Source organism: Alishewanella sp. SMS8 (genome assembly GCF_030737935.1).
GTDB lineage: Bacteria > Pseudomonadota > Gammaproteobacteria > Enterobacterales > Alteromonadaceae > Alishewanella > Alishewanella maricola.
The window spans coordinates 105,090-127,586 of the sequence record NZ_JAPJEA010000003.1; the positions used below are offsets into that span (position 1 = coordinate 105,090).

Below are 22,497 nucleotides of genomic sequence, written 5' to 3' on the forward strand. Positions count from 1 at the left end.
GTCTTAAGTGCTCAGATGAAGGCAAGCGCCTTCATCTAGCCTTATCAGTTGAGGTGATATTATGAATACAGTCACAAATGCTGCAGTATCCATTACTAACAAAACCGATTTTAGTAGTAAAGCTGCTAATGCCGAGCAGCTTAGGCCTTTGGCTAAGCAAGAAACTGCTGTAGAAGCTAAAGTTAATGCAGTTCTCCCAAGTGCTGCAGAGGTTGAAAATGCACTTAGTATTGTGAACAAAGCAGCAATATTTGAACAGCGTTCATTGAGTTTTATGGTGGATGAAGCTTCAGGTAGATCTATAATCAAGGTTATGGACAGAAGTAATGACCAGCTAATCAGACAAATTCCTTCTGAGGAGTTGATAAAGGTTGCTCAGGACATAAAAAAACTTCAGGAAGAAATGGGACAGTCATTGGGTGTATTGGTTGATAAGCAGGTATAGTATCATCAGAGTGAAAACGTTAAAGCATAGGGGGCGTTTATGTCATCAATAAACTTTTTGGGTGCAGCTTCAGGTTTACCGCTTGACGAATTAGTGTCAAGTTTCGTAAACGCCGAGCGCCAAACCAAGTTTTCACGAATTGAAAAAACAACTTCTACGCTTAACGCTTCACTTTCTGGTGTTGGTCAGCTCAAATCCGCTTTATCGGGTTTCTTGGATGCGGCAAAAAAACTTACAAGTGACAGTTTAAAAGCCAGAACAGTTAGTATTACTCAGCCAGAAGCGGACAAAACGTTTATTGAGGCAACGGCAAAAAACACCGCTGCTGCTTCAAGCTTCGAAATTAAAGTGAATCAGTTAGCCAAAGGGAGTCGTTTGGAAACGACTGACGGTTCTTTTGCCGATGCCAGTGCGGTTATATCTAATACGGCGGGTAATCTTACTTTAACGGCAGACGGCAAATCTTTTACTGTAGAAGTGACAGCTGGAATGACTTTAAACGAACTTCGTTTAAAAATTAATGATTCAGCGGAGAATTTTGGTGTTAACGCTAATATTTTGAATGTTGGCGGTACTACCGGCGCAAAACTCGTATTAAATTCTAATATTACAGGAACAAATAATGACCTGGTTATTAGTAATGACAACGCTGAGCTTGATGCCTTATCTACTATACCCAGTGGTGCTGTGGCGGGGCTGAATTTAACCTCTGCCGCTAGAGATGCACAAATCGAGGTAGATGGTACCGTTTTTAATAGTAGCAGCAATGTATTTACAGATGTTGTGCAGGATATTTCCTTAACAGTCAAAAATGTTACGCCAACCGGCAATAATGCAAAGCTTGATATTGCTACCGATAAGACGGCAGCTGAAACAAATATTAATAGCTTTATTAGCAGTTTCAATGCACTTGTTGCCCAAGTCAGTGATTTGACACGTAATCGTATTTTAGGTGCCGATGGCTCTATTACGCTTGAAAGCGGTGCCCTTGCGGGAGACTCCTTACCCAGAAACGTATTAAACCAGCTGCGTGGTATTTTAGGTTCGACTGTTCCTGATAGTTCTCAGGGTTTAAATAGCTTATATGCCTTGGGTATTACTCTTAATAAAGATGGTAATTTAGAAATTTCGACCAGTACTGAATTTAATACCGAGACGGGGAAAAATCGGTTTGATAATGCGCTAGACCAAAAATATGATGAAATAGCAAAGCTATTTGGCGGTGAAGCAGGTTTAGTGAGTCAACTTGACTCCTTGTTAAGTGAATACACCAAAACGGGTGGTATTTTATCTAATCGTCAGGATACTTTGCAGTCACAATTAAAAGAAAATACTAAAGCTTCTGAAGCCGCCAGCCGATACATAGCTAGTTATGAAGATTCACTTAGGAAACGTTACGCTGCACTAGACTCTCTTTTAGGTCAAATGCAACGCCAGCAGGCGAGTGTGACTGCTGCATTGTCTAGCCTTCCTAAGTTTTCATCGAATAGTTCGAGCTAAGGAGTCACTATGAGTTATGGTATTAAAGCTTACAGGTCAGTTGGTGTAAAAGATGATTTAGCTGTGGCTGATCCGCATCGTGTAATTCAATTATTGATGCAAGGTGCTTTAGAAAATATGGCAAAAGCCAAAGGGGCTATTGAGCGAAAGGATTTTGCAGGTAAAGCACAAACGCTTGCCAAGGCAATTGCGATTATTAGTTCTCTTCAAGGTTCACTTGATATGGATGCGGGTGGAGAGTTATCAGATAATTTGTTTTCATTGTATGATTTCATGCTAAATCATTTAACGATTGCTAGTAGAGACCTTGATATTGAGAAAATTGACGATGTCATTTCTTTAATGGTGACGATTAAATCAGCTTGGGATCAAATTTCAGTGGCTGACCGCGAAAAGGGCTATAGTTTGCAAGCACAGCGAGACCAACAAATGGTTGTAGGGATCTGATGTTAAGTCAGCTGCCGCCAGTCAATATTGATCTCATTGTCTCAGAGATAGAAGCATTATTGTCAGCTGAACATTTTGACCCGCAAGAAATCAGTTGTTTGCTCTCAAATTTAGACAGCACTATTGCAGACTTAGCTGTTGCAGCTAAGTCTGACCCTTTGGCGGTAGAGCAGTTACAGACGTTAAATCATTGGTTTGATAAAACAAGACAACATATTCTGTCAGAACACACCAAAGTTGTTACAAATTTGAAAGAACTTCACACAGGTCGAAAAGCCAGCCATAATTACCGCCAGAATACCTAACTGAGTTTTTTGCATGTTAAATTTGATGAGCGATTTTCTTGATGAAGATGCCGATCTTCAATTTATTAATGATCAACAAGCAGCAATTAAACTTAATCGTGAACTGCAAAAAAACTTACTGTTTTTTAAACACTTCAATAATGACATTCATAGTAAAATTAATGCATATTCTGCTCAACGATATTGTGTTTTTTCAACTAAAAATCAGCAGCTTAATATTGTTGAAATTGCCAGCGGTCGTGTTTTATATAGTCAAAATCCAGAAGCAGAGATTAACGATGAGGTGGCCAGTTTTTGTCAAACGGCTCCAATTGTTAGTTTAACCTCTTCGTTGCAGCCCCAGTCTCATTCAGCTGTGTCTGAAAATGCAGTTATCTTAAGTTTTGGTATTGGTTTGGGTTTGCATCTTTTACCATTAATTAAGCAAGTAAGACCCAGTGTTTTAGTCATTTATGAAGCCGACATGGACTTGTTTATCACTTCATTGCACACCACTGATTGGGCAATGATTTTTGAGACTGCCGCAGCTTTAAATACGCAGATTTCACTTCAACTAGGTAACAGCGGTGCGACGATAACCGCTGATTTACAAGAGTTGCAGCAGTTACTTCCTAATCTCGATAAATGCTACTTATATCGACATTTAGCACATCCCGTTTCAGATGAAATATTTAATTATTTGATTGCTTTTAGTGGTCAACCAGAGAAATTGTTACGTCAAAGACCACAATTCCTTGGTTATGTTGATGATCACGTTTATATCTCGGAGCGTTTCTCGGGAATTCTGGCTAATCAACAATATAAAGATGCTCCTAAAACTGCTCTATTCGAAAAGAATTTAGTCGCCTTAAAGCAATATTATCCGATTTTATATCATGTGTTTGTTGATTATATACCCAAAGATTGGCGGGTAGTTGACATAAAGGGGCAGTTTAATCTCTGGTGTGATACTCGAAAAGGGTTATTTTATGACGATGTGACTGAGCAATCAGCACATATGGTTGAACGTTTTTTGCATAGTCCATTAGACAACCAAGTCATTCTTAATCAAGGCGGCTTGGAAAAAATGAGTAACTACGTTCATTTCAAAGCGGTTAAAAAGTTACAGCCCGTATTTAAAAATTTAAAACCTCGTGTATTTGATGAGAATACGGATGTTGATAATTTAATCGTTTTGGGTGTTGGGTTAGGGCTGCATATTGATATATTGCTATCTAAACGTGAAGTCAAAAATCTGTTTGTATTTGAACCGAATCTTGATTTTTTCTATGCAAGTTTATTCGTGACAGATTGGGCTACACTTTTTACAAAAATTGCAGAGTCTAAACAGCGGATTTATTTTAATATTGGTGGCTCTGGTGAAGAATATTTCCAAGATATCATGGGCCAATACTATCAAACCGGCGCTTACGGTATTGCCAAGAGTCAAATTTTTCCAGCGTTTCTCACTCCAGGTATGCGAAATGCTTTGGAGAAACTTTACTCCCAATTGAAGATTATAGTGGCGATGGGGGAGACCTTTGATCATGTGCGCTTTAGTTTGGCTCATACTTTTCATAGTATGAAAAGTGGTCATTATTTTTTAAAGCAGCAACGACAAAAATTAGGTATGGAAAACTTACAAGATATCCCCATATTTATTGTAGGAAACGGGCCAAGCCTTGACGAAAGTTATACTTACATAAAGGAACATCGTGAAAACATTATTGTTGTAAGCTGTGGTACTGCTTTACGTTCATTATATCGATTAGGAATTACCCCTGATTATCATGCTGAAATTGAACAGAATAGAGCCACTTTTAATTGGATCAGCCAAGTAGAGGATCCTCAGTGGCTTAAGAAAATTGCGCTGTTGTCAGTTAATGGGATTCATCCAGAGACAGCGGGTTTATTTAAGGCTGTGTATTTGGCGTATAAAGACGGTGAGTCTTCAACCAATTTTTTCAGATCATATTTAGAGCCGCAAGGTATACATATTAGCGCTTTAAGTCATGCTTACCCTACAGTGTCGAACTTTTCCGTAGATTTTTTTACCAGCTTGGGTTTTAAACATCTCTATCTTTTTGGCATCGATTTAGGGTATTTGAGCGTTGAGCAACATCACTCTAAACACTCAGCTTATTATCATAATGATGGTGCTGGCGTGATGGATGCAGATAAAATTTTTAATGCAGGTATACAAATTAAAGGTAATTTTAGAGATTGTGTGCAAACAAAAGCTGAATTTGATTTTTCTCGCAGCATTTTAGAAATGACGATTGCTAACTTAAATAAAAATACGGCTATTTATAATTGCAGTGATGGTGCTTATATCCAAGGAGCAATGCCATTAAGACCCCAAAATATATTAGTGTCGATAGAACAGTCAGCAGCTTTAAAGAACTTCGAAGAACTATTTACATCGTGTTTTTACTCGGCTGAATTACAATCTCACACTGCAGTATTTGCTGATTTGATGCAGCATAGCGGTTTGTCAGGCGTGGTTGATGAAATGCTTATGTTTTTGGTTGATGTAGACAATTACCAGGACGCGAAAAAGCTGATTGATACTCAATGGCAAACTTTTATTGAAGCTTATTATTCTGATAACAAACTGGGTTTTTATTTACTTTGTGGTAGTGTTATCTATATGTTGAGTGTTATGACTCGCATCTTGCCAGTTAGCAATGAACCGCTTGAACAGCTCGAAGAACTTAAAGTGTTTAATAACGTGTTAGAAATCTGGCGAGAGTACTTACGGCAAGCCAATCTTGACTTTACTAACGCGCCATTCAAACACTGTGCAGTGGATGTAAGTTTCTTGTTTAATAAAGAGTCATCTATTTCTGAAAATACAAAGGGTTGAGTTTTATCGAAATGCATAATTTTTAGGTTAATAACCCTACAAACTCAAGCGAAATAAACAATGTTGCAGATAAGTGCGCCAAAACTGGCAAAGAGCTAAGTTAGTTTGTGTTTCAGCTTGGCATCGATAAAACCTGCTACTGACCATTTCAAAATAACGTAGCGAACCATCAAAGAGTGTATAACTGTGATCCAATTTACTCGCTATTGTTGAATTGAGAATTTGGCGTTGCAGTGAGGCAATATATATAGGCGCCGCATTTATATTTTCATCTAAACAACTCAGAAGCTGTTTCACACAATATTGTCCCTTTTCCTTAAATTGTTGAGTCAGTTCTTCAAATTTAATCGTAAGATTAGCCTCTACGAATAATGTCAAAAAATCTTGTTTGAAAGCATTTGTGGTTGACAATGTGCAAGTAATGTTAGGTATGCGAAGTGGGATGCTTGAAGTGATTGCTGCTCCGTCATTACAATTAAACACCTGCTGAGCAGGTGATAATGCAATACGTTCTCCCATTAATTTTCTCGCCATATCAAAGCTGGAAATAGTTAAACATTCTCCTCCAAAATTTGCGTTAATAACGTAAGCAGAACCATGTGTTTGTTCATAATCATATAGTTGAGAACCGTCTTGCTGAAAATAAACAGAATCTCGTGCATGATGAGAATTTTGATTTTTAAAACCGAAATCGACGCCTATTAAATAGAGTTTTTGAACGCCTATACTTAAAAACAAATCAACAGCAAAGTTGGTTACGGTATAGTAAGAATAGTTTAATTGCAGCAAGCTAAAATTAGTGAAATTCGATGTAAACTCCTGATGTACATCTGTGTTTTCAACCGATACTAAGAGATTTTTTTGAAAAACCGCCAGTATTGCTGGGTGTATATCAGCTGGACCGATTAAGGTCAGATGTTTAAGATACGAAGCGGGTAGTTTATTTAGATAAAATAGCGTGTCAGCACCACGCTCTAATTCCATGTGATAATCGGGTGTAAGGCCATTACGATGTAGGGTTATTAATGCCGTACCACAGCTAATCAAAATAAGATTTTTTCGATGCTTTACCACATAATCAATATGTAGGTCTAAACTGGGACCATTACCGACGATGAATATAGGGGCTTGTTCTGAAACTTGTTTATTTGTTAGGTAAGTGGCGTTGGATATATTTTGGTAATAATGGTTTAAACTGGCAAACTGTTTTTCAAAATAATGGCTTTTACCATTACAAGACTGCACTATTTCTAATAACAGGTGATAAGCAGAGAATAGCGTTTTTTCATAATATGGTTGATCGATAAAGATATCTGTTAGCTGGAGTTGTCCACTTTGATACTGAGCTGTAATGCGTTGCTCAACCTCTGCAGTCTGCTGGCAAAAATACAAGTCTCCTTTAAATTGGTACCAGGCTACAGTAAAAAGTGACGCGTAAAGAAAGTCTGTATCTGGCTCTAGAACCAAAAGATACTCTGAATTTTCTAGTGCTTTGCCACAGGCTTCATAGTCAGCACTACCCAGTAAAATCCGCTCAGTAACAAAATGAGCATTCTGCTCAGACGCAGTTTGTATGGTCAATTGTAATTGTTTAACGTTTTTAAATAACGTTGCAAACGCAGTGTTAAGTAATTTTTCCGGTAAGCTAAAGTCAAACACAACCGGATCTTGTGTTAATGAGGACTGTTTTATTGTGCCTCGATGCGCTTTGTTTGCACTGACTGAGAAGACTTTTTCACATTTATCTTGCATTGCATAATGCTGCTGCCATATTACAAGTTGCCAGTTTTGCCATTGATATGAGTGCAATTTTTGATAAAGCGAAGATTGATTTTTGGCAAGCCATGCAAGGTTTTTTCTAAAACATTCTTGTTCATTATGGCTTAATGATAGTGAAATGGTCCTAGGGTTAACCTGAGAGATGGCACTGGCTAAAAACTGTGGTGTTAGCGCACAATTCTTAGAATTGTCACTGTGTTCTTGCTGATATAACTCTGAAGCTAAATGTGGGTAATGCAAATGTTCAAAATAATACACAGGTCCTGCATCAGGGTAAGCTTGTTTCAGCTCATCTAAATCAGCTTTAACGCTTTTTGCTGATGTTCCCAGTTGCACAAAAAGTTGAATACCCTGTGCTTGGCAAAATGTTAATAATTCAAACCAGGGAGCACTCTGTAACGATAACACTAAAATATCAGGTTCTGGTTCGTAGAAAATGACAAATCTTGGCAGCGTTTTTTGCAACAATGGCAGCAGGTGATAGCCTAATCCAATACCAATAATCACTAACACTAAGTTGGAATGAGGCAGTAATTTGCTGTCTAAAAATCGTGCTACGGCACTGGCTGCTTCAGCTTCAGGGTTTTGCCCGTAAAGCATTGCGCCAGCTGTTTTTAAGCACAAGTTCAGAGTCTTGTTCCCGTTTACAACTATTTCATATCGTTGGGGTTTTTGCTTTATTATCTCAGCTAACGATGGAATTTGCCGAGTGATTGCCCGTATGTTTTTTGTGCTTCGCTGAACTATCGCTACAGCTGCGGCGGCTTCGGCTTCTGCTTGGCATTCAGTGTCTAAGTCGACATGATAGTTAATTGATTCAAACATACTGCTCTGCTTATTGTTGTATCATGACGCTAGGTATTTGAGACTCTTCAGCACGACTTAAGCTACCTGGTGTTATGGCCAGTTCAAAATTGAGTAAATGACCGCCAGCTTTAAATGTATCGTCCAACTCACTTAACGAAAAAAATATCCTTGTTAGATGTTGTTGTTTGTAGCGGCGGTTTAATAATAAAGGCACTGCAGCACATAATGCGGGGTTCCAACTTAGTGTAATGGCTCGATGTTGGTCACCAATACTTATTTGACCCGTTGTTGCACCGAAGCTTGCGCTTGAAGAGACCAAGGTAGAAACATTATGAGTATGGTCGCATTCATCTGCCAATGAGAAATGCTCTGGCAAAGCCCCACCTTGCCAAACCTCAAGTGTTGCCGGCTGCTCTAGCTCTGTCATATTGATGGTCATAATCCCCAGACGAATAATAGCGTCATTACGAACAGGGGGATCCAGTTGATAGCTAACACGAAGTTCTTCGGTGGTTTTACTAATTTTGATAATCTTGGTTAAATTAAAATGAGCCAAGTCTAATTTTGCTGTGATGACATGAAAATTTAACTCATCAGTTAACTCAGGATTGACCCATTCTAAATCAGTTATTCTGCGCCGAAGTCCGGGCATTTCAATAATTAAACCACCTGAGTAAAAATCTGCCGCTAGTGCAATCGTATCAAAATAGCCTTGATGTTTGGTTACCAGTAATGGTTTGAATTGCCAGCTTTTGAATGCCAAGCTGTCAATACTCATACCGCGACGAAGGTTAAGTGTTAATTTAATTTGAGACGTCGCTAAGTGCCAATAAATTGCTTCATCATCAATCTTGAGCTCAAGCTTATTTTCAGTATCTGATGCTAAAGTTTGAACTGTTGATGGAGAGGTTACACGGTCAATCGTGGACAGTTTTTGTAAGCAAGATAGCCAACGCTCTTGGGTAATATGTGTGCGAAAATCACTTGCCCACAATTCGCATAGGGTTTGCCATTGATGTGAGCTAGTGTTATGGCTTAGCTGTTGGTATTGAGCGTGGCATTGTGTATTTAACCATATATTGTCTCTGCCAGCAGCAGCCCAGCGATTAACATTATATTTTGCCTGTTTTTTAACTGGTATAGGCTGATTTAATGAAGAGAGCCTCATGGCATTTTCTGGTTGCAGCTTACTGAGTTTCAACGCGTCTGTTGGGCTAATAAATTCAATTCCAGTTTGTTCTTGTAATTGTTTTAGGATACGTTGCAGTCTAGTCCACTCCCCTTCAGGGTGGGTTTTACCTTCAGTACTGAATCTGCCTGGACGATAATTGAATACTTCAGCATCATTTGCGTAAATAGCTAACGGCAATTCTTCACTTGCCATTCTTTGCTGCACAAAGTTCAGATATTGAACTATCGGAATATCGCCATGAACAGCTCTTTGCAAACGCTGAAATAAGACCGAGTCTGACCAGAGCACAGGGAGTTTAGTTGTGGTTACTCCACAGGCATGCGTCGGCATGTCATGATGTTCATATTTTAGGGCAAGACGAATGTTATCTCTATCCATAATCAGACCGTGATAGCCTACTTGTTGATAGAGCTCAACAAGACTACTTGCAAACGCCATTTCATTCACTAGCACGAGAGAGGGACGATAGTTTAAAAGCGTTTGATAAAGCGCTAAAGCGAGTTTTTGATTCCACAGATTAACTTGAAAAGGAACTAGCGGGCCAATTAATTGGCTCCAACCGCTACCAATCAATTCACAGCGCTGCTGTGCTAACAACGTTTTAAATTTATTAACCCATACCGGATCCAGATGATTGATTTGTTGTAATGTCCATCCTGTCAATTCTATACCAATGGGGATGTTGCTTTGTTCAATGAGTTCAAGTATTGGCCAGTAACATTGTTGAATCACTTCCGGTCGAGCTGATTCTGCTATTGAGGAAAACGCTAAATTGAGATGAAATAAAAGATAACCACGCTTCATTTCGCCTCCAATAACGTTGAGACGCAGTGACGTAATTTATCACCGTTTGCGCCAGCAAGACGTTTTTGGGCGTTTATCGCTAAACACTGACTCAGAGTTTTTGAACTAATGAGGCGTTGTAGTTGTGTAGTCGCATCAATTTCATTTTTCGCGACTAAGGCTAGCTGCTGTTTACTTATCTCATTAAGCTCTTGTTCGTCCTTGTTTCCGTATGGTGAGAAGACCACGCAGGGAACACCGTAATAGAGCAGTTCATAAAAACTGATGCCATACAGTGTGACTGCAAATGTGACAGTGTTCATGAGTTTGGCAAGGTTAGGCAAGTTACGATGAATATGTATCTCTCGCTGAGTATTTTCGGGTTTTGTAGGTGCGGTTGCAAAAGGTCCTTGCACCCAGTGAAAAGTTAAATTTTCAGGTAACAGTCGATCAAGCGTGATTAACCATTCTTTTCCTAAGTTGGTGGTATCCGCACCGCCTGTTAAAATCAATAATGAATAGGTTTTTTCAACAAGGGTTTCAGCCGATACTTTTAATAAAAATGCATCCCAACCGAATTGACATTTTTCTTGTTGCCAAGCAGATAAAGTGGGATTCACTTGAAAAGAAGGGGTGTATAACATAGTTAAAAGCTCTATATATTCAGCTAGTGCATCAATTGCTATGGTTTTGACTAGCTGAACATGCAGTGCTTTTAACAAAGTTGCGAATGTATCTGGTGTACTGTGATAATGAAAATCAAATATAACTAAACGACAGTTTAAACGAGTAACTTGTTTTAATATTGTTTCAGAAATATTCTGCTCAAAATCGATTTGCTGAACCGTTAAATAGTCTGGGAATGCTTGAGGGATATGCTGATCACTTTGTAATAATAAGTGCATTTCATACCCCAGCGGTTTTAAATGTTGCGCAGCAACACTAATACGGCTTAGATGCCCCAAGCCTATTTTACTGCCAGCATGGCAAGCTAATAAAATAGTATGATTTTCAAGCTTATGCATGTTTAGCTGGTTTTAAAGTTTGTCTTGTCGATACGAGAGGGCGTAAACCATCAGACGGATCGGCTCGCCAAGCACGATCAGCGAGTTCTGATGCTACTGGCTTTTTATCGCCATCACCGTCAGCTTGCATCGCTTTTTTATAATCAGAAATGACTTGTCCGATTTGCTCCGGTAACCAGCAATGGCCGGTTGCAAACTCTTCTCCTAAGCCGTCGAGATCAAGATGAAATTCAATGGTCTGAACATCATAGTGATGAATGGCTCGCTGCAGCACTCCTGGCTCCACAGTGTGATCTGACCAGCCTACTTGGCAACCAGTTGCTTGTTTTAGCGTATTTATTGCAGCTAAGTTAGCTTGACTATAGGGTGTAGGATAAGCTGATGTGCAATGTAATAGGGTTAAATCAGAACATTTGTTAGCTTTTAGTACAGAAACCGCATGATTTATTTCATCTATCGTTGCCATACCAGTAGATAAAATCACAGGTTTACCCGTTAACGCGGTAGCAATCAGAAGGTCGTCCCATAAAAGTTCGTAAGAGGCAATTTTATAAAAATCCACATAAGGCTGCAGTTCTTTTACGGCGTCCAGGTAAAATGGCGTGCAACAAAATGCAATTTCTCTTTTACGACAGTGATTTGCTAACTCAGGCAGAAATTCTACAGGTAATTCCCATGCTTCTCTTTCTAGTAAGCTTGGTTTAAAAGCGAGTGCTTCAGTTGAGAAAAGTTCACGCAGTTTAAACAATTGAAACTTCACTGCACTACAACCAATGTCAGCAGCGGCATCAATAAATTTAAAACAACGCGCTAAATCTCGGGCGTGATTGCTCGATACTTCGGCAATAAACTGAACCATAATGGCTGCTCCTTTTAGGTGTCCTGTGCGATATCAAAATGAATAGTATTTGCCACCTCAGCGACGATTGCTTTTGCTTCATCGGCATTAGCCGCTAAGGTGATGACCCAGCAAAAGCGACAACCGTTATCAATAAAATCGGTTATATAATCACCTGCTGAACGAGTCAAAATTATCTCAGCAACACCTGGTATAGATCGCGCTTTTTCCAATCCATGAATAGCCTTTATTCTGCCTTTAGGGGGAAATAGACCGCTACAAACTGCTGTTTTATGCACACTATCCTGAAGCAGTTTTTCATCTAAAGGCCGGTTTAAGGCAAGTTCCATCACGGCTTTAATAGGATTTTTACCACTACTCAAGGGAGTGGTGTACTGGGAATGAAAGCCTCCACTTAAGCGAGCGGTCATTTCTAAGATCATTGGCCCTTGCGCTGTTAAAATCATATCTGCTTTAGCAGGCCCAAAAGTGATTCCAAGCGAGCGTGCTGCGGCATCAACAACGTCATATATCTGCTTTTGTCGAGTCTCATCTAGTACTGACGGATCAACATGTGCTGTCTCGATATGATAGGGATGAAAACCAAATTCACGATCAGCCATGCCGACATGATAATGTTTATTATTCCATATGATAGTTTCAACACTTTGCTCAGTGCCAATAACATATTGTTCAATAATTGCCGTACCTGTTTTAGATGCTTGTTTGGCATTATGCAGGGCCATCGCTAGTTGGCTTACAGAATCAATTTTCATACTGCCACGTGAGGCAGCATTATCAACGGCTTTTACAATCGCGGGGAAACCGATCTTTTCAAGGATCTTTAGTGCTTCTTCTTCACTGGATACTTCTGCACCATAGGGTGTGGGAATACCATCTTCAATCCAACGCTGCTTCATTAATACTTTATTGTTAGAACGTTGCGCAACATCCACTGATATGCCGGGCAAACCGAGTGCGCTGGTTACTGCCGCGACGGTAACGGCAATGTCTGAGCCAGCAAATACCGCTTTTAAGTTTAAACGTTGTTGATTATCTTGAGCAAATTTGACGTGCCCAGCAATGTCTTTTGAATCAATTACCACGGCCTCGTCACAAAATGCAAAGCCTTCTGCTTGAGGGTTACGATCGGTTGCTACTACATACAGCCCAAGCGATTTTGCCGTTTTTATGGCCGGAATTTGCATAATGCCGGCGCTAATGATGAGAATGGCTTCTTTATTTTGCATATTCATAATGGTTACTCTGCTAGCTGCTTGGGTTTTATTAACCACATGGCCAAGGTATCCCCTGAGCCAGTAGATTTGGCAAATCGGTCCATGGCCCCTTTGTTGGGTTGCGAAACAGTACCACTATCATTACCGCTACCAAATCGCGTAAAGCGTTGCAAGGCGAATCCGGCTTGATTTGCTAATTGCACTAGGGTATCAAATGGAAATAGGTGGAGATGTTCAATGGGCATCAAGTAACGCCAATCACTTCCAAATGCTGTTGATAATTCTCCTGTAACGGGAGTTTCTATCAATAGCCAACCGCCTGGAAGAAGAAGTTCATATGCTTTATGCAAATATGCGATGGGGTCCATAACATGTTCAATTAAATGCCACATTGAAATAACATGATATTGTTGTTGATGATCCAAAAATTCTTGATTCTGGCAATTTAGCCCTTTGCTTTTCGCAATATTTATACATTCAGCACTAGCATCTAACCCCATAACATTGGTTGCGCCGGCATCTTGCATCATCTGCAAAAATTGTCCAGTCGCACAGCCAACATCTAAAACTTTCTTATTGTTGAAATCGGTTAATGTTATGCCGAGATCAGCAAAGGTGAAGTTTTTATCGCGACAAAAAACCGAGTAGCCATCATCACTTAAATAGATGGAGCCCGCTGATTTTAGGCTTTGATAATGAGTATAAAACGCGCTTATTTGTTCATTAGATGGATAAGGGTGATGCCGCAGTACCTTACATCGCACACATTTTGCGTAAGAGATGTCTTGTTTAATGATGAGATCACTAATATCGGTAGCACCGCAAATTGCACAAGCATTAGTTTGAATGACTGCATTGCTCATGGCCAAGTTCCTTAATTAAATTTCGGGTAGTTTAATAACGATTGCTTGGCCTGTTGCTAAAACCAAAGGTACCTCTGCTTTATCAGAAAAAAACAGATCTACTGCTTTTCTTGCGCCTGGGCAACTGGGGAAACCGTAATCATCGAAAACCATTATTCCTCCAGAAACTAGACGCGGATAAATAAACGAGCAACAGTCAAAAACTGACTGGTAAATATCCACATCAATATGTGCGAATGCTATCCTACATTGTTGATGCCCGGTAAAAGTATCCGGTATAAAACCTTGATTGAATTTAATATTTGAAAAAGCACTTAATCTGTCTTGAACCGATGTTAAGCTAGTATCTGCAAAATCGCCTTGCCGATGATGATCGTATTCTGGATGTGTTTTAGGCATACCAATAAAAGTATCGAAAAGTTGGAGTGTATTTTTCGCTGCAGCCACGTGAGCTAACAAATAAGCTGTTCCACCTTTATATACACCACACTCCCAAAATTCGCCTTTTAATTTGGTGGCCTGTTGCGCCAGAGAATGTAGAGTCCAAAGGCGATCTGATGAAACGAGAGTAAAAGAGTCGATTTGTTGTTTCAAACGTGAAAAATCACTGTCCTCGGCTAGCCAAGGTGAATAATTAGGTTGATAGAGTAAAGCATCAGGTAAAAACCGGGTTTGCTTAGTGATTTCAGGCGTTACTTTTTTTTGCATACAAAACAACCTCTCTACCAATACCAAGTTTTGACAACGCGGAATATAACTCCGAAAGTAATTCGTGTTGTCCATTGTTCAACATATTTTTTTCAAAAGTCATGCGTTTGGTGTGACAAGCGCGGCCAACATCATCATTGCCAATGTAGTTATCACCCATTGTTAAGAATAGATCGATTGGAAAGGTAGCTTCTTGATGGACAACGTCAAAACCACAGTGATTTAATAACCTGCTTAATGATGTAAAATTAAAATAATTTAAATGATGTGGAGGTGCTACCCACCATTTGGCATAGTCCAAATGCTGGTTTAAAAGTGTTTGAAAAGGGTTAAAGTCATTGGGTACGATGATGCAAAGCAGGCCATCTTTGTTCAGTTGCTGATGAACTAAGGTCAAAAATGCGGCGGGATCTGGGATGTGCTCTAGCACTAAACTCATGTTGATTGCATCAACTTTGCCAAAAGTATCTGCCGTAGCAGGTGAAAAGAAGCCATTGAAAACGTCTAATCCAAGTTGTTTGCTAAAAGTTGCTGCTTGAACAGAAGGTTCAATACCAAAGACTTGCCAATTAAGCTCTTTGCCTTTTAATAAAAAATATCCAGGCCCTGAACCAATATCTAATATCGTTCGCTGTGAAGAAGACAAATGTTGAGACAAGATCCGATAGCGTTGTTCATAAACAAGATTCCACCATGGAAGGTCTTGTTGATATCGACTTAAATAAAGTGGTTTTTCCTGATCATAGTAATCATGCTGATAGACATCGATTAGCTCCTCAGGTGAAGGCAATGGCACAACATGCTTAAAACCACAATCGGTGCAATCAATAACATCAAAACCGTTATGGTTACAAACGAGAGTGCCGTGATGGCTTTTCCAATGTATGATTTTTGGTTCGGAAGTCATAGCAGTCTTTCTCCCGAGGCGGCATCCCTTTTTAGTGCTTTAAAAAGCCATTCGGCTCTATCCCAATCTTCTTCTGTATCGATATCTTGCACTTGCATTCTGGGCAGTTTATAGGCTAAAGCGTCTGAAGAAAAAGCAGATATTTGCTGTTGTACTGCAGTAAAACTTGACCAATAAAACTGACCAGCATCATGAAATGCCGGTTCTAGATCTTGAGAACGACTTGAATAATACTCAGGTTGAAACATGGTTACAGAGTCATCAGCAAGAATTTTGACAGCGCGCTGAATGGGAAAAGCATATGAAGTGACACTAAAAATAATTTGTTTGCTACTTCGCTTTAGTAGTTGCAAACTTTTGGCTAAATCGGCTGCTTGTACAAAGGGGGCGGTGGCATATAACGTGCAAATATAAGTAGGATGCCCTAAGTGCTTTGCTACCCATTCTGTTGCATGTTTAACAACAGCGCCAGTACCCGTAAAATCATCAGCTAAGGTGTCAGGTCTAACGAAGGGAACTTCTGCACCATACTGTTTTGCTATAGCGGCAATTTCGGCATCATCGGTGGAAACGATAATATGTTGGAAAACACCCGAGCTCTTCGCTGCTTCAATAGACCACGCTATCATAGGCTTACCACAAAAATGTTTAATGTTTTTTCGTGGTATGCGTTTACTGCCTCCGCGTGCGGGGATAATAGCGATATTCATATGGCTTTCCAAATCTAAACAAATAGGATAATAATTATTTATGCAACCTGCGTTGATGCATAAATAAGCTCTTGTATTATGTAAAACTGCTGCTCAGTTGTTAATTCGGGAAACAATGGCAAGGTAATCGCTTGTTGATAATAGTGTTCGGCTTGTTCGCAATAACCTCTTTGAAAGCCCATTTTTTTATAAAACGGCTGGAGATAAATCGGAATATAGTGCACATGGCCGACAATACCTTTATTGCGTAAATGTTCCACACAGGCTTTATGTTTATCGGGAGTTATTCCTGATAGTTTAACGATATACAGATGGTAACTGCTATAACACGCAGCCTGCACTTGCAAAGGGATAATACTGGGGTGTGCATGCAGTAGTTGATTATATTGCAAAGCTAATGTGTTACGTGCAGTGATAAATTGCGTTAATTTTTTAAATTGGCTTAGACCTAAAGCGGCTTGGATATCGGTCATCCGATAGTTAAACCCTAACAGCAGTTGTTGATAATACCAGGGGCCGTGACTTTCTTCCGTGAACTCTTCACTTTCTGAAGTAATCCCATGACTGCGCAACATTTGCATTTTACGCGCTAAATCGCTCTGATTCGTCAGCGCCATGCCACCTTCACCAGAAGTAATAATTTTTACCGGGTGAAAACTAAAAATACAGATGTCAGAATACTGACAACTGCCCACTGGTCTATCTTGATATTGAGCGCCAATAGCATGCGATGCATCTTCGATAACCTTAAAACCGTATTTCGAAGCCAATATTGCGATTTTTTCCATTTCACAGGATTGACCTGCAAAATGCACCGGGATCACCAGTTTGGGTAGCATGTTGCTTTTATTCGCTTCAACAAGCTTTTCTTCTAACGCGTGAATGCTCATGTTGGCGGTATTAGGGTCGATATCGACAAAGTCGACAGTTGCACCACAATACAATGCACAATTTGCTGAGGCGACAAAGGAAATGGGGGAAGTCCAGACACGATCACCAGGTCCAACGCCAAGAGCTAAACAAGCAATATGCAAAGCTGAAGTAGCGCTGTTTACGGCTACTGCGTGATTCGCCCCACAATATTCACTGATAGCTTGCTCAAAAGCGGGAACTTGTGGCCCTTGAGTTAGCCAGGTTGAGTGTAATACTGTTGTGACTGCCGCGATATCTTCGGCATCGAGTTGCTGCTTACCATAAGGGATCATAGAGCCGCTTCCAAATTAAATTGTGCAATTTGGGCAACGGATAAAAAATCTGGGTTAGTGTCAGAAACATACTCAAAGCCATCTTCAACGGGTTGGCCTTGTTCGTTAAGCCCGTTAGAAGTAAAGTCATTACTGCGATTAAAAAACTTAATTGCAGGCGCAATCACAAAATGGTCTGAAAACTCGTAAGTGTGATAGGACATGTCACCCGGACACATCATTTCATGTAACTTTTCACCAGGGCGAATGCCGACAATTTTAATGGGTAAATCAGGGGCCATAGCTTTGGCTAAATCAGTAATGCGGATAGAGGGTATTTTGGGTACGAAGATCTCACCGCCAAGCATCCGTTCAAAGTTCTTCAATACAAAATCTACGCCTTGCTGCAAACTAATCCAAAAGCGTGTCATATCTTGATGGGTGACCGGCAGATGGTCGCTGCCGTTATCAATCAGTTGTTGAAAGAAAGGAACAACTGAACCACGAGAGCCTACAACATTACCGTAGCGCACAACAGAGAAACGGGGGCGACTTCCTCCCACCATATTATTTGCGGCGACGAATAATTTGTCAGAAGCGAGTTTGGTGGCACCATATAAATTAACTGGGTTAGCGGCTTTATCAGTGGAGAGTGCAATGACTTTTTCAACATTACAGTCGATTGCAGCATTAATCACATTTTCTGCACCATTGATATTAGTTCTGATACATTCAGTAGGGTTATATTCTGCTGCGGGAACTTGCTTCAGTGCAGCGGCATGTATAACGTAATCTACACCATGCATCGCTCTAACTAAACGGTCACCATCCCTGACATCACCAATAAAATAACGCATGCAGCTTTGGTTAAATCTTTGCTGCATCTCATATTGTTTCAGTTCATCGCGTGAATAAATGATGATTTTTTTTGGTTTAAAGCGGTCAATAAGCGTTTGGGTATATTTATGCCCGAAAGAGCCGGTACCGCCAGTGATTAGGATCGTTTTACCATCAAACATTGTCTGCCCACCCATTTTTCTCGTTATTTACGGTAAAGCATAAGACATGCCATTTGTAATTACTCTAAAGCAAAAATATAAAAAGTCTTGTAAAAACAGCAGGTCAGTTAAATTAGTTTAACCCGTTTCTGAGCAGATGCAAGTTAATCGCTGCAGTTGTATTTTAAGTAGGGCCTTAAGATGTTTCTGCAAGTATTTTGACAGTGTCACTCATTTGAGTTAACACCACTTTAGGGCTAAACTTAATTAAGATTTGATAACGAGGCATGCTGATGAAAATTACAACGCCAAGCAATAACATCTTAAATAATGTGTTGCAGCAACAACAGAAATTAGCCCAGCAAGAAGCCAGTGGTAAGCGTATTACCAGCGCTGCCGATGATGCGGCGGGGTTGCAAATCAGTAATCGGTTGAACAGCGCGATAAACGGTCAGCAGCAAGGGCAGCGAAATATTGCCGATGGTGTTGCTTTTGCGCGGGTTTATGAGCAAGCGGTGCAAGGAGTTAGCGATAACGTGAATGAAATTGAGCGGTTGGCAATTGCAGCCGGTAATGGCATTTACAGCGATGCTGACAAACAAGCGCTACAAAGCGAAGCGAACGGTTATTTGGCTAATATCCAACAAGGTTTAACCACGGAGTTTGCCGGTAAGAAACTTTTTGAAGATACGGCGCTTAGCTTTAATGCTGGCAATAGCAATCTACAATTACAAACCCAAGACTTAGGCGCAGCGCTGAACAGTCAAAACTTGTTCAGTATTGATTTAACTCAGCCACAAACGCTGACAACCGTGCGCGCTGTGGCAGAGCAGTTAAATGCGTTGCAAACTGAGGTCGGGGCTAGCATTAATGCCTTTGATAGTGCTTCTCGTGCGGTATCAGGTCAGCAAGTTGCCACCTCTGAAGCGCGTTCACGTATTGCTGATCTTGATTATGCCAAAGCTAGCAGTGAGCGGGCGGCGAATAATATTTTATCGCAAAGCTCGGTGAATGTGGCCATGCAAGCGCGCGTGAGTTCAGAGCAGGCGCTGTCGCTGTTAAGTTAAACAGGATGATGCTTCATTTTACTAAACGCTAATTTTTTGACGCCCTGTCAAAAAATTAGCGTTTTACCTTGCAAGGCTGCACACAGCTTGTACAATAAAGTCAATTATACTTATAAATTGTGCGCTTATGTCTGATAACCCTCATCTTTATCTGGTTGATTTACAACTAAATCGCTGTGAGCGTTTGTCTACCGTCTGCAGTTTTATTGGTGAAGCTCATCAGCTTGTTAGCCCTGATGATTTAGCCAATACCTTACAACATCATCCGGCTTCGGTGGTTGTGTTAGGGGCGACCGATCAATTAGATGCCAGTGCGATTATTCGGCAATTTCCGGCAAGTGCGTTTTTAGTTATTGGTGACAGCCAAAGTTATTTATTAGAGCAAGCCAACGTGATTGGCGTGTTAAGTGAGCCTTTTTCCTACAATAGCTTAACGCAGCTTTTGCGCGATGCGCAGCAATACCATCGTTTATTACCTACTCACAAACAGCAAGATAATCAAGTACGCTTCGATGGTATGGTCGGGCAAACACCGGCCATGCAAAAAATTCGTTTTTTGATCCAGCAAGTAGCCAAAACAGAAGCAAACGTTTTGGTGCTTGGGCCTTCAGGTACCGGTAAAGAAGTGGTCGCTCGGAATATTCATTTATTATCGAACCGCGCCAATGGGCCCTTTGTGCCAATTAATTGCGGGGCAATTCCGGCTGAATTGTTAGAAAGTGAGTTATTTGGTCATGAAAAAGGCGCCTTTACTGGGGCTATTTCTACCCGCAAAGGCCGTTTTGAGTTAGCACAAGGCGGCACCTTATTTTTAGATGAAATTGGTGATATGCCACAGCCCATGCAAGTGAAATTGCTGCGGGTGTTGCAAGAGCGAATTTTTGAGCGCGTAGGCGGCAGCCAAACCCTGAAAGCCGATGTGCGAATTATTGCGGCAACCCATCGCGATTTAGAAGTGATGATTACAGACGGCGGTTTTCGGGAAGATTTATATTACCGTTTAAATGTGTTTCCTATCGATACGCCTGCGCTGTGCGATCGTGCAGACGATTTACCGATTTTAATTACTGAATTACTTAACCGCCAATATGCCGCACATCAAGCAAAAGTGAAGTTTACTGAACGCGCACTCGACAGTTTAAAGTTACACAGTTGGCCAGGTAATGTGCGCGAGTTGGCTAATTTGCTCGAACGTATGGTGATTATGTATCCGGATCAGATCGTCGATGTGGCTGAGCTACCGAAAAAATATCAGCACCTAGATGTTGAATCTTATCAGCCGGTGTATCCAGAAGCGTTACAAGAGCGTGATCTGTTAAATGCGTTATTTCAAAGCGATGACAGCAGCGACAGTGAGGAGGCCGCCGGTTTTGAGACAATCGCTACATTTACCTCTGTTATCACTCAAGATACCTTGCCGGAAGAAGGCTTAGATTTAAAAGAGTTTCTCGCTGAATTAGAAATTCGTTTTATTTCCCAAGCACTAGAGCGCCACGATTTTGTAGTGGCACGGGCAGCCGATATTTTAGGTTTGCGCCGCACCACCTTGGTTGAAAAAATGCGTAAATATAATCTAGGTAAAGAAGAGTAACTCTGCAGCACTTTGAGCCTGCTGTCAGATTGTTGACGCATAAAGCTGTTTAAACTCAATGATTTAATCATGGCACATTCTCTGCATTGCTCCTGTTAAGATCCGCCAACTGCTTCGCCGTTGGCCCTTAGCAGCAGGAGCCACTCTATGTCAGTATTAACCGCAACCAGCCACTTGAATGAAGTATCAAGTGCGACTGTGCATCCTTTGATCGCGCCCGTAAAAAGCAGTGCGCGCTCGCAAGAGCAGCGGTTAAAACACATTCTGCAATGCTTACCCTCTGGCGTAGTGTTGCTTGATGGTTGGGGACGCGTGATTGAAGTGAATCATGTCGCGGTAGAGATGCTTGGCGAGCCTTTGCTCGGTGAATCATGGCTTAATGTGATTAACCGCTGCTTTCGACCTCGCAGTGATGATGGCCTAGAAGTGTCATTAACGGATGGCCGGCGCGTAAAACTGCAAATCAGTGCTTTAACGCCAGACTCTGGGCAGCTTATTGTGTTGACTGATCTCACCGAAACGCGTGAGCTGCAAAATCGCTTAAGTCATCTGCAGCGTTTATCCACACTGGGTAAAATGATGGCGACGCTCGCGCATCAAATTCGCACCCCTTTATCTTCTGCCATGCTGTATGCAGAGAATTTACGTAGCCCAAAATTGCCTAATCAATCGCGTGAACAATTCCAAGATAAGTTACTGGCGCGCTTGCACGATTTAGAGCAGCAGGTGAACGATATGCTGTTATTTGCGCGCTCAGGTACGGCACAAGCTGTTGCGAGTATGACATTGCAGCAATTATGCGATGAACTCGTACTGCGCAGTGAAGCATTACTTAACCATCATCATGCCGTGTTTAAAATTAGCCTGACGACACCGCAAGCCAGTTTATTAGGTAATAAAAACAGCCTGGTTGAAGCCTTATTAAACTTACTGCAGAACAGTTTACAAGCTGCAGGCGATAACGCGCAATTGTGCTTAGCGCAGCAAATTGGCAAGGCGGGGCAGTTAACCTGGCAATTTAGTGATAATGGCCCGGGTATTCCCCCAGCCGTGCAAGCGCAGATGTTTGAGCCGTTTTATAGCAATAAAGCCGGTGGCAGTGGTTTAGGTTTAGCGGTGGTGCAAGCGGTGGTGCATAGCCATCAGGGTAGTATTCATTATGTTGATTTAGCAGCAAGGCCAGAGGGAGCGTTAAGTGGCGCCTGTTTTGAGATCAGCTTACCTATTCATCATAGTGCCTCAGCTGCTAAGACTAAGGAGTAATG

The 22,497-nt window shown here is 40.9% G+C and carries 19 protein-coding genes; 8 read left to right on the forward strand and 11 right to left on the reverse strand.

The window, feature by feature from the left end; translation table 11 throughout:
- Positions 1-61: 61 nt before the first annotated feature.
- The 5 genes from ORJ01_RS10930 to ORJ01_RS10950 are packed head-to-tail and all read left to right on the forward strand — an operon-like array spanning position 62 to position 5,542.
- Positions 62-445 carry a flagellar protein FlaG gene (locus tag ORJ01_RS10930; RefSeq protein ID WP_306019849.1) on the forward strand — a complete coding sequence of 128 codons (384 nt, stop codon included), beginning with the start codon at positions 62-64 and terminating at the stop codon, positions 443-445.
- 39 nt (positions 446-484) lie between these two features.
- Positions 485-1,945 (forward strand): flagellar filament capping protein FliD, encoded by a 1,461-nt coding sequence (gene fliD / locus ORJ01_RS10935; RefSeq protein ID WP_306019848.1) that lies wholly within the window; start codon positions 485-487, stop codon positions 1,943-1,945.
- Between the two features lie 9 nt (positions 1,946-1,954).
- On the forward strand, positions 1,955-2,392 hold the full coding sequence (fliS, locus tag ORJ01_RS10940) for a flagellar export chaperone FliS (protein ID WP_306019847.1): 438 nt from the start codon (positions 1,955-1,957) through the stop codon (positions 2,390-2,392).
- Positions 2,392-2,697: a hypothetical protein gene (locus ORJ01_RS10945; protein WP_226751809.1), complete on the forward strand. Its 306-nt coding sequence runs from the start codon at positions 2,392-2,394 to the stop codon at positions 2,695-2,697. The genes fliS and ORJ01_RS10945 overlap by 1 nt, the downstream gene beginning before the upstream one ends.
- A gap of 13 nt (positions 2,698-2,710) precedes the next feature.
- A complete protein-coding gene (locus ORJ01_RS10950; RefSeq protein ID WP_306178062.1) occupies positions 2,711-5,542 on the forward strand; it encodes a 6-hydroxymethylpterin diphosphokinase MptE-like protein in 2,832 nt (943 codons plus the stop codon).
- 36 nt (positions 5,543-5,578) lie between these two features.
- Here the strand turns inward: ORJ01_RS10950 and ORJ01_RS10955 are convergent, their stop codons facing one another.
- From ORJ01_RS10955 to pseB, 11 genes are read right to left on the reverse strand one after another with little or no spacing between them, the layout of a single operon-like run.
- Positions 5,579-8,146: a 6-hydroxymethylpterin diphosphokinase MptE-like protein gene (locus tag ORJ01_RS10955; RefSeq protein ID WP_306178063.1), complete on the reverse strand. Its 2,568-nt coding sequence runs from the start codon at positions 8,144-8,146 to the stop codon at positions 5,579-5,581.
- 10 nt (positions 8,147-8,156) lie between these two features.
- The gene (locus ORJ01_RS10960; RefSeq protein ID WP_306178064.1) at positions 8,157-10,124 is read right to left on the reverse strand and encodes a hypothetical protein; all 1,968 of its coding nucleotides are present in this window, start codon (positions 10,122-10,124) and stop codon (positions 8,157-8,159) included.
- Positions 10,121-11,128 carry a hypothetical protein gene (locus tag ORJ01_RS10965; protein ID WP_306178065.1) on the reverse strand — a complete coding sequence of 336 codons (1,008 nt, stop codon included), beginning with the start codon at positions 11,126-11,128 and terminating at the stop codon, positions 10,121-10,123. The genes ORJ01_RS10960 and ORJ01_RS10965 overlap by 4 nt, the downstream gene beginning before the upstream one ends.
- Positions 11,121-11,987, reverse strand: coding sequence for an N-acetylneuraminate synthase family protein (locus ORJ01_RS10970; protein WP_306178066.1), 867 nt, complete (start codon positions 11,985-11,987; stop codon positions 11,121-11,123). The genes ORJ01_RS10965 and ORJ01_RS10970 overlap by 8 nt, the downstream gene beginning before the upstream one ends.
- 14 nt (positions 11,988-12,001) lie before the next feature.
- Positions 12,002-13,222: an ATP-grasp domain-containing protein gene (locus ORJ01_RS10975; RefSeq protein ID WP_306178067.1), complete on the reverse strand. Its 1,221-nt coding sequence runs from the start codon at positions 13,220-13,222 to the stop codon at positions 12,002-12,004.
- Positions 13,223-13,227: 5 nt separating this feature from the next.
- Complete coding sequence (locus ORJ01_RS10980; protein ID WP_306178068.1) at positions 13,228-14,067, reverse strand: class I SAM-dependent methyltransferase; 840 nt, start codon at positions 14,065-14,067, stop codon at positions 13,228-13,230.
- A 15-nt stretch (positions 14,068-14,082) separates the two neighbouring features.
- The gene (locus tag ORJ01_RS10985) at positions 14,083-14,775 is read right to left on the reverse strand and encodes a TylF/MycF/NovP-related O-methyltransferase (RefSeq protein ID WP_306178069.1); all 693 of its coding nucleotides are present in this window, start codon (positions 14,773-14,775) and stop codon (positions 14,083-14,085) included.
- The gene (locus tag ORJ01_RS10990) at positions 14,753-15,682 is read right to left on the reverse strand and encodes a class I SAM-dependent methyltransferase (protein ID WP_306178070.1); all 930 of its coding nucleotides are present in this window, start codon (positions 15,680-15,682) and stop codon (positions 14,753-14,755) included. Before ORJ01_RS10990 ends, ORJ01_RS10985 begins: the two co-directional genes overlap by 23 nt.
- Entirely contained in the window at positions 15,679-16,392 is a 714-nt protein-coding gene (pseF, locus tag ORJ01_RS10995; protein ID WP_306178071.1) for a pseudaminic acid cytidylyltransferase, read from the reverse strand. The genes ORJ01_RS10990 and pseF overlap by 4 nt, the downstream gene beginning before the upstream one ends.
- Before the next feature lie 38 nt (positions 16,393-16,430).
- A complete protein-coding gene (gene pseC, locus ORJ01_RS11000) occupies positions 16,431-17,597 on the reverse strand; it encodes a UDP-4-amino-4,6-dideoxy-N-acetyl-beta-L-altrosamine transaminase (RefSeq protein ID WP_306178072.1) in 1,167 nt (388 codons plus the stop codon).
- Positions 17,594-18,595: a UDP-N-acetylglucosamine 4,6-dehydratase (inverting) gene (gene pseB, locus ORJ01_RS11005; protein WP_226751898.1), complete on the reverse strand. Its 1,002-nt coding sequence runs from the start codon at positions 18,593-18,595 to the stop codon at positions 17,594-17,596. The genes pseC and pseB overlap by 4 nt, the downstream gene beginning before the upstream one ends.
- A gap of 272 nt (positions 18,596-18,867) precedes the next feature.
- On the opposite strand from pseB, the gene ORJ01_RS11010 reads away from it, so the two are divergent.
- The 3 genes from ORJ01_RS11010 (at position 18,868) to ORJ01_RS11020 (ending at position 22,495) form a co-directional block, all read left to right on the forward strand.
- Positions 18,868-19,641, forward strand: a complete 774-nt coding sequence (locus ORJ01_RS11010) for a flagellin (protein ID WP_306178073.1) — start codon at positions 18,868-18,870, stop codon at positions 19,639-19,641.
- 127 nt (positions 19,642-19,768) lie between these two features.
- Positions 19,769-21,232 carry a sigma-54-dependent Fis family transcriptional regulator gene (locus tag ORJ01_RS11015; RefSeq protein WP_306178074.1) on the forward strand — a complete coding sequence of 488 codons (1,464 nt, stop codon included), beginning with the start codon at positions 19,769-19,771 and terminating at the stop codon, positions 21,230-21,232.
- Positions 21,233-21,379: 147 nt separating this feature from the next.
- On the forward strand, positions 21,380-22,495 hold the full coding sequence (locus ORJ01_RS11020) for a PAS domain-containing sensor histidine kinase (protein WP_306178075.1): 1,116 nt from the start codon (positions 21,380-21,382) through the stop codon (positions 22,493-22,495).
- Positions 22,496-22,497 lie beyond the last annotated feature (2 nt).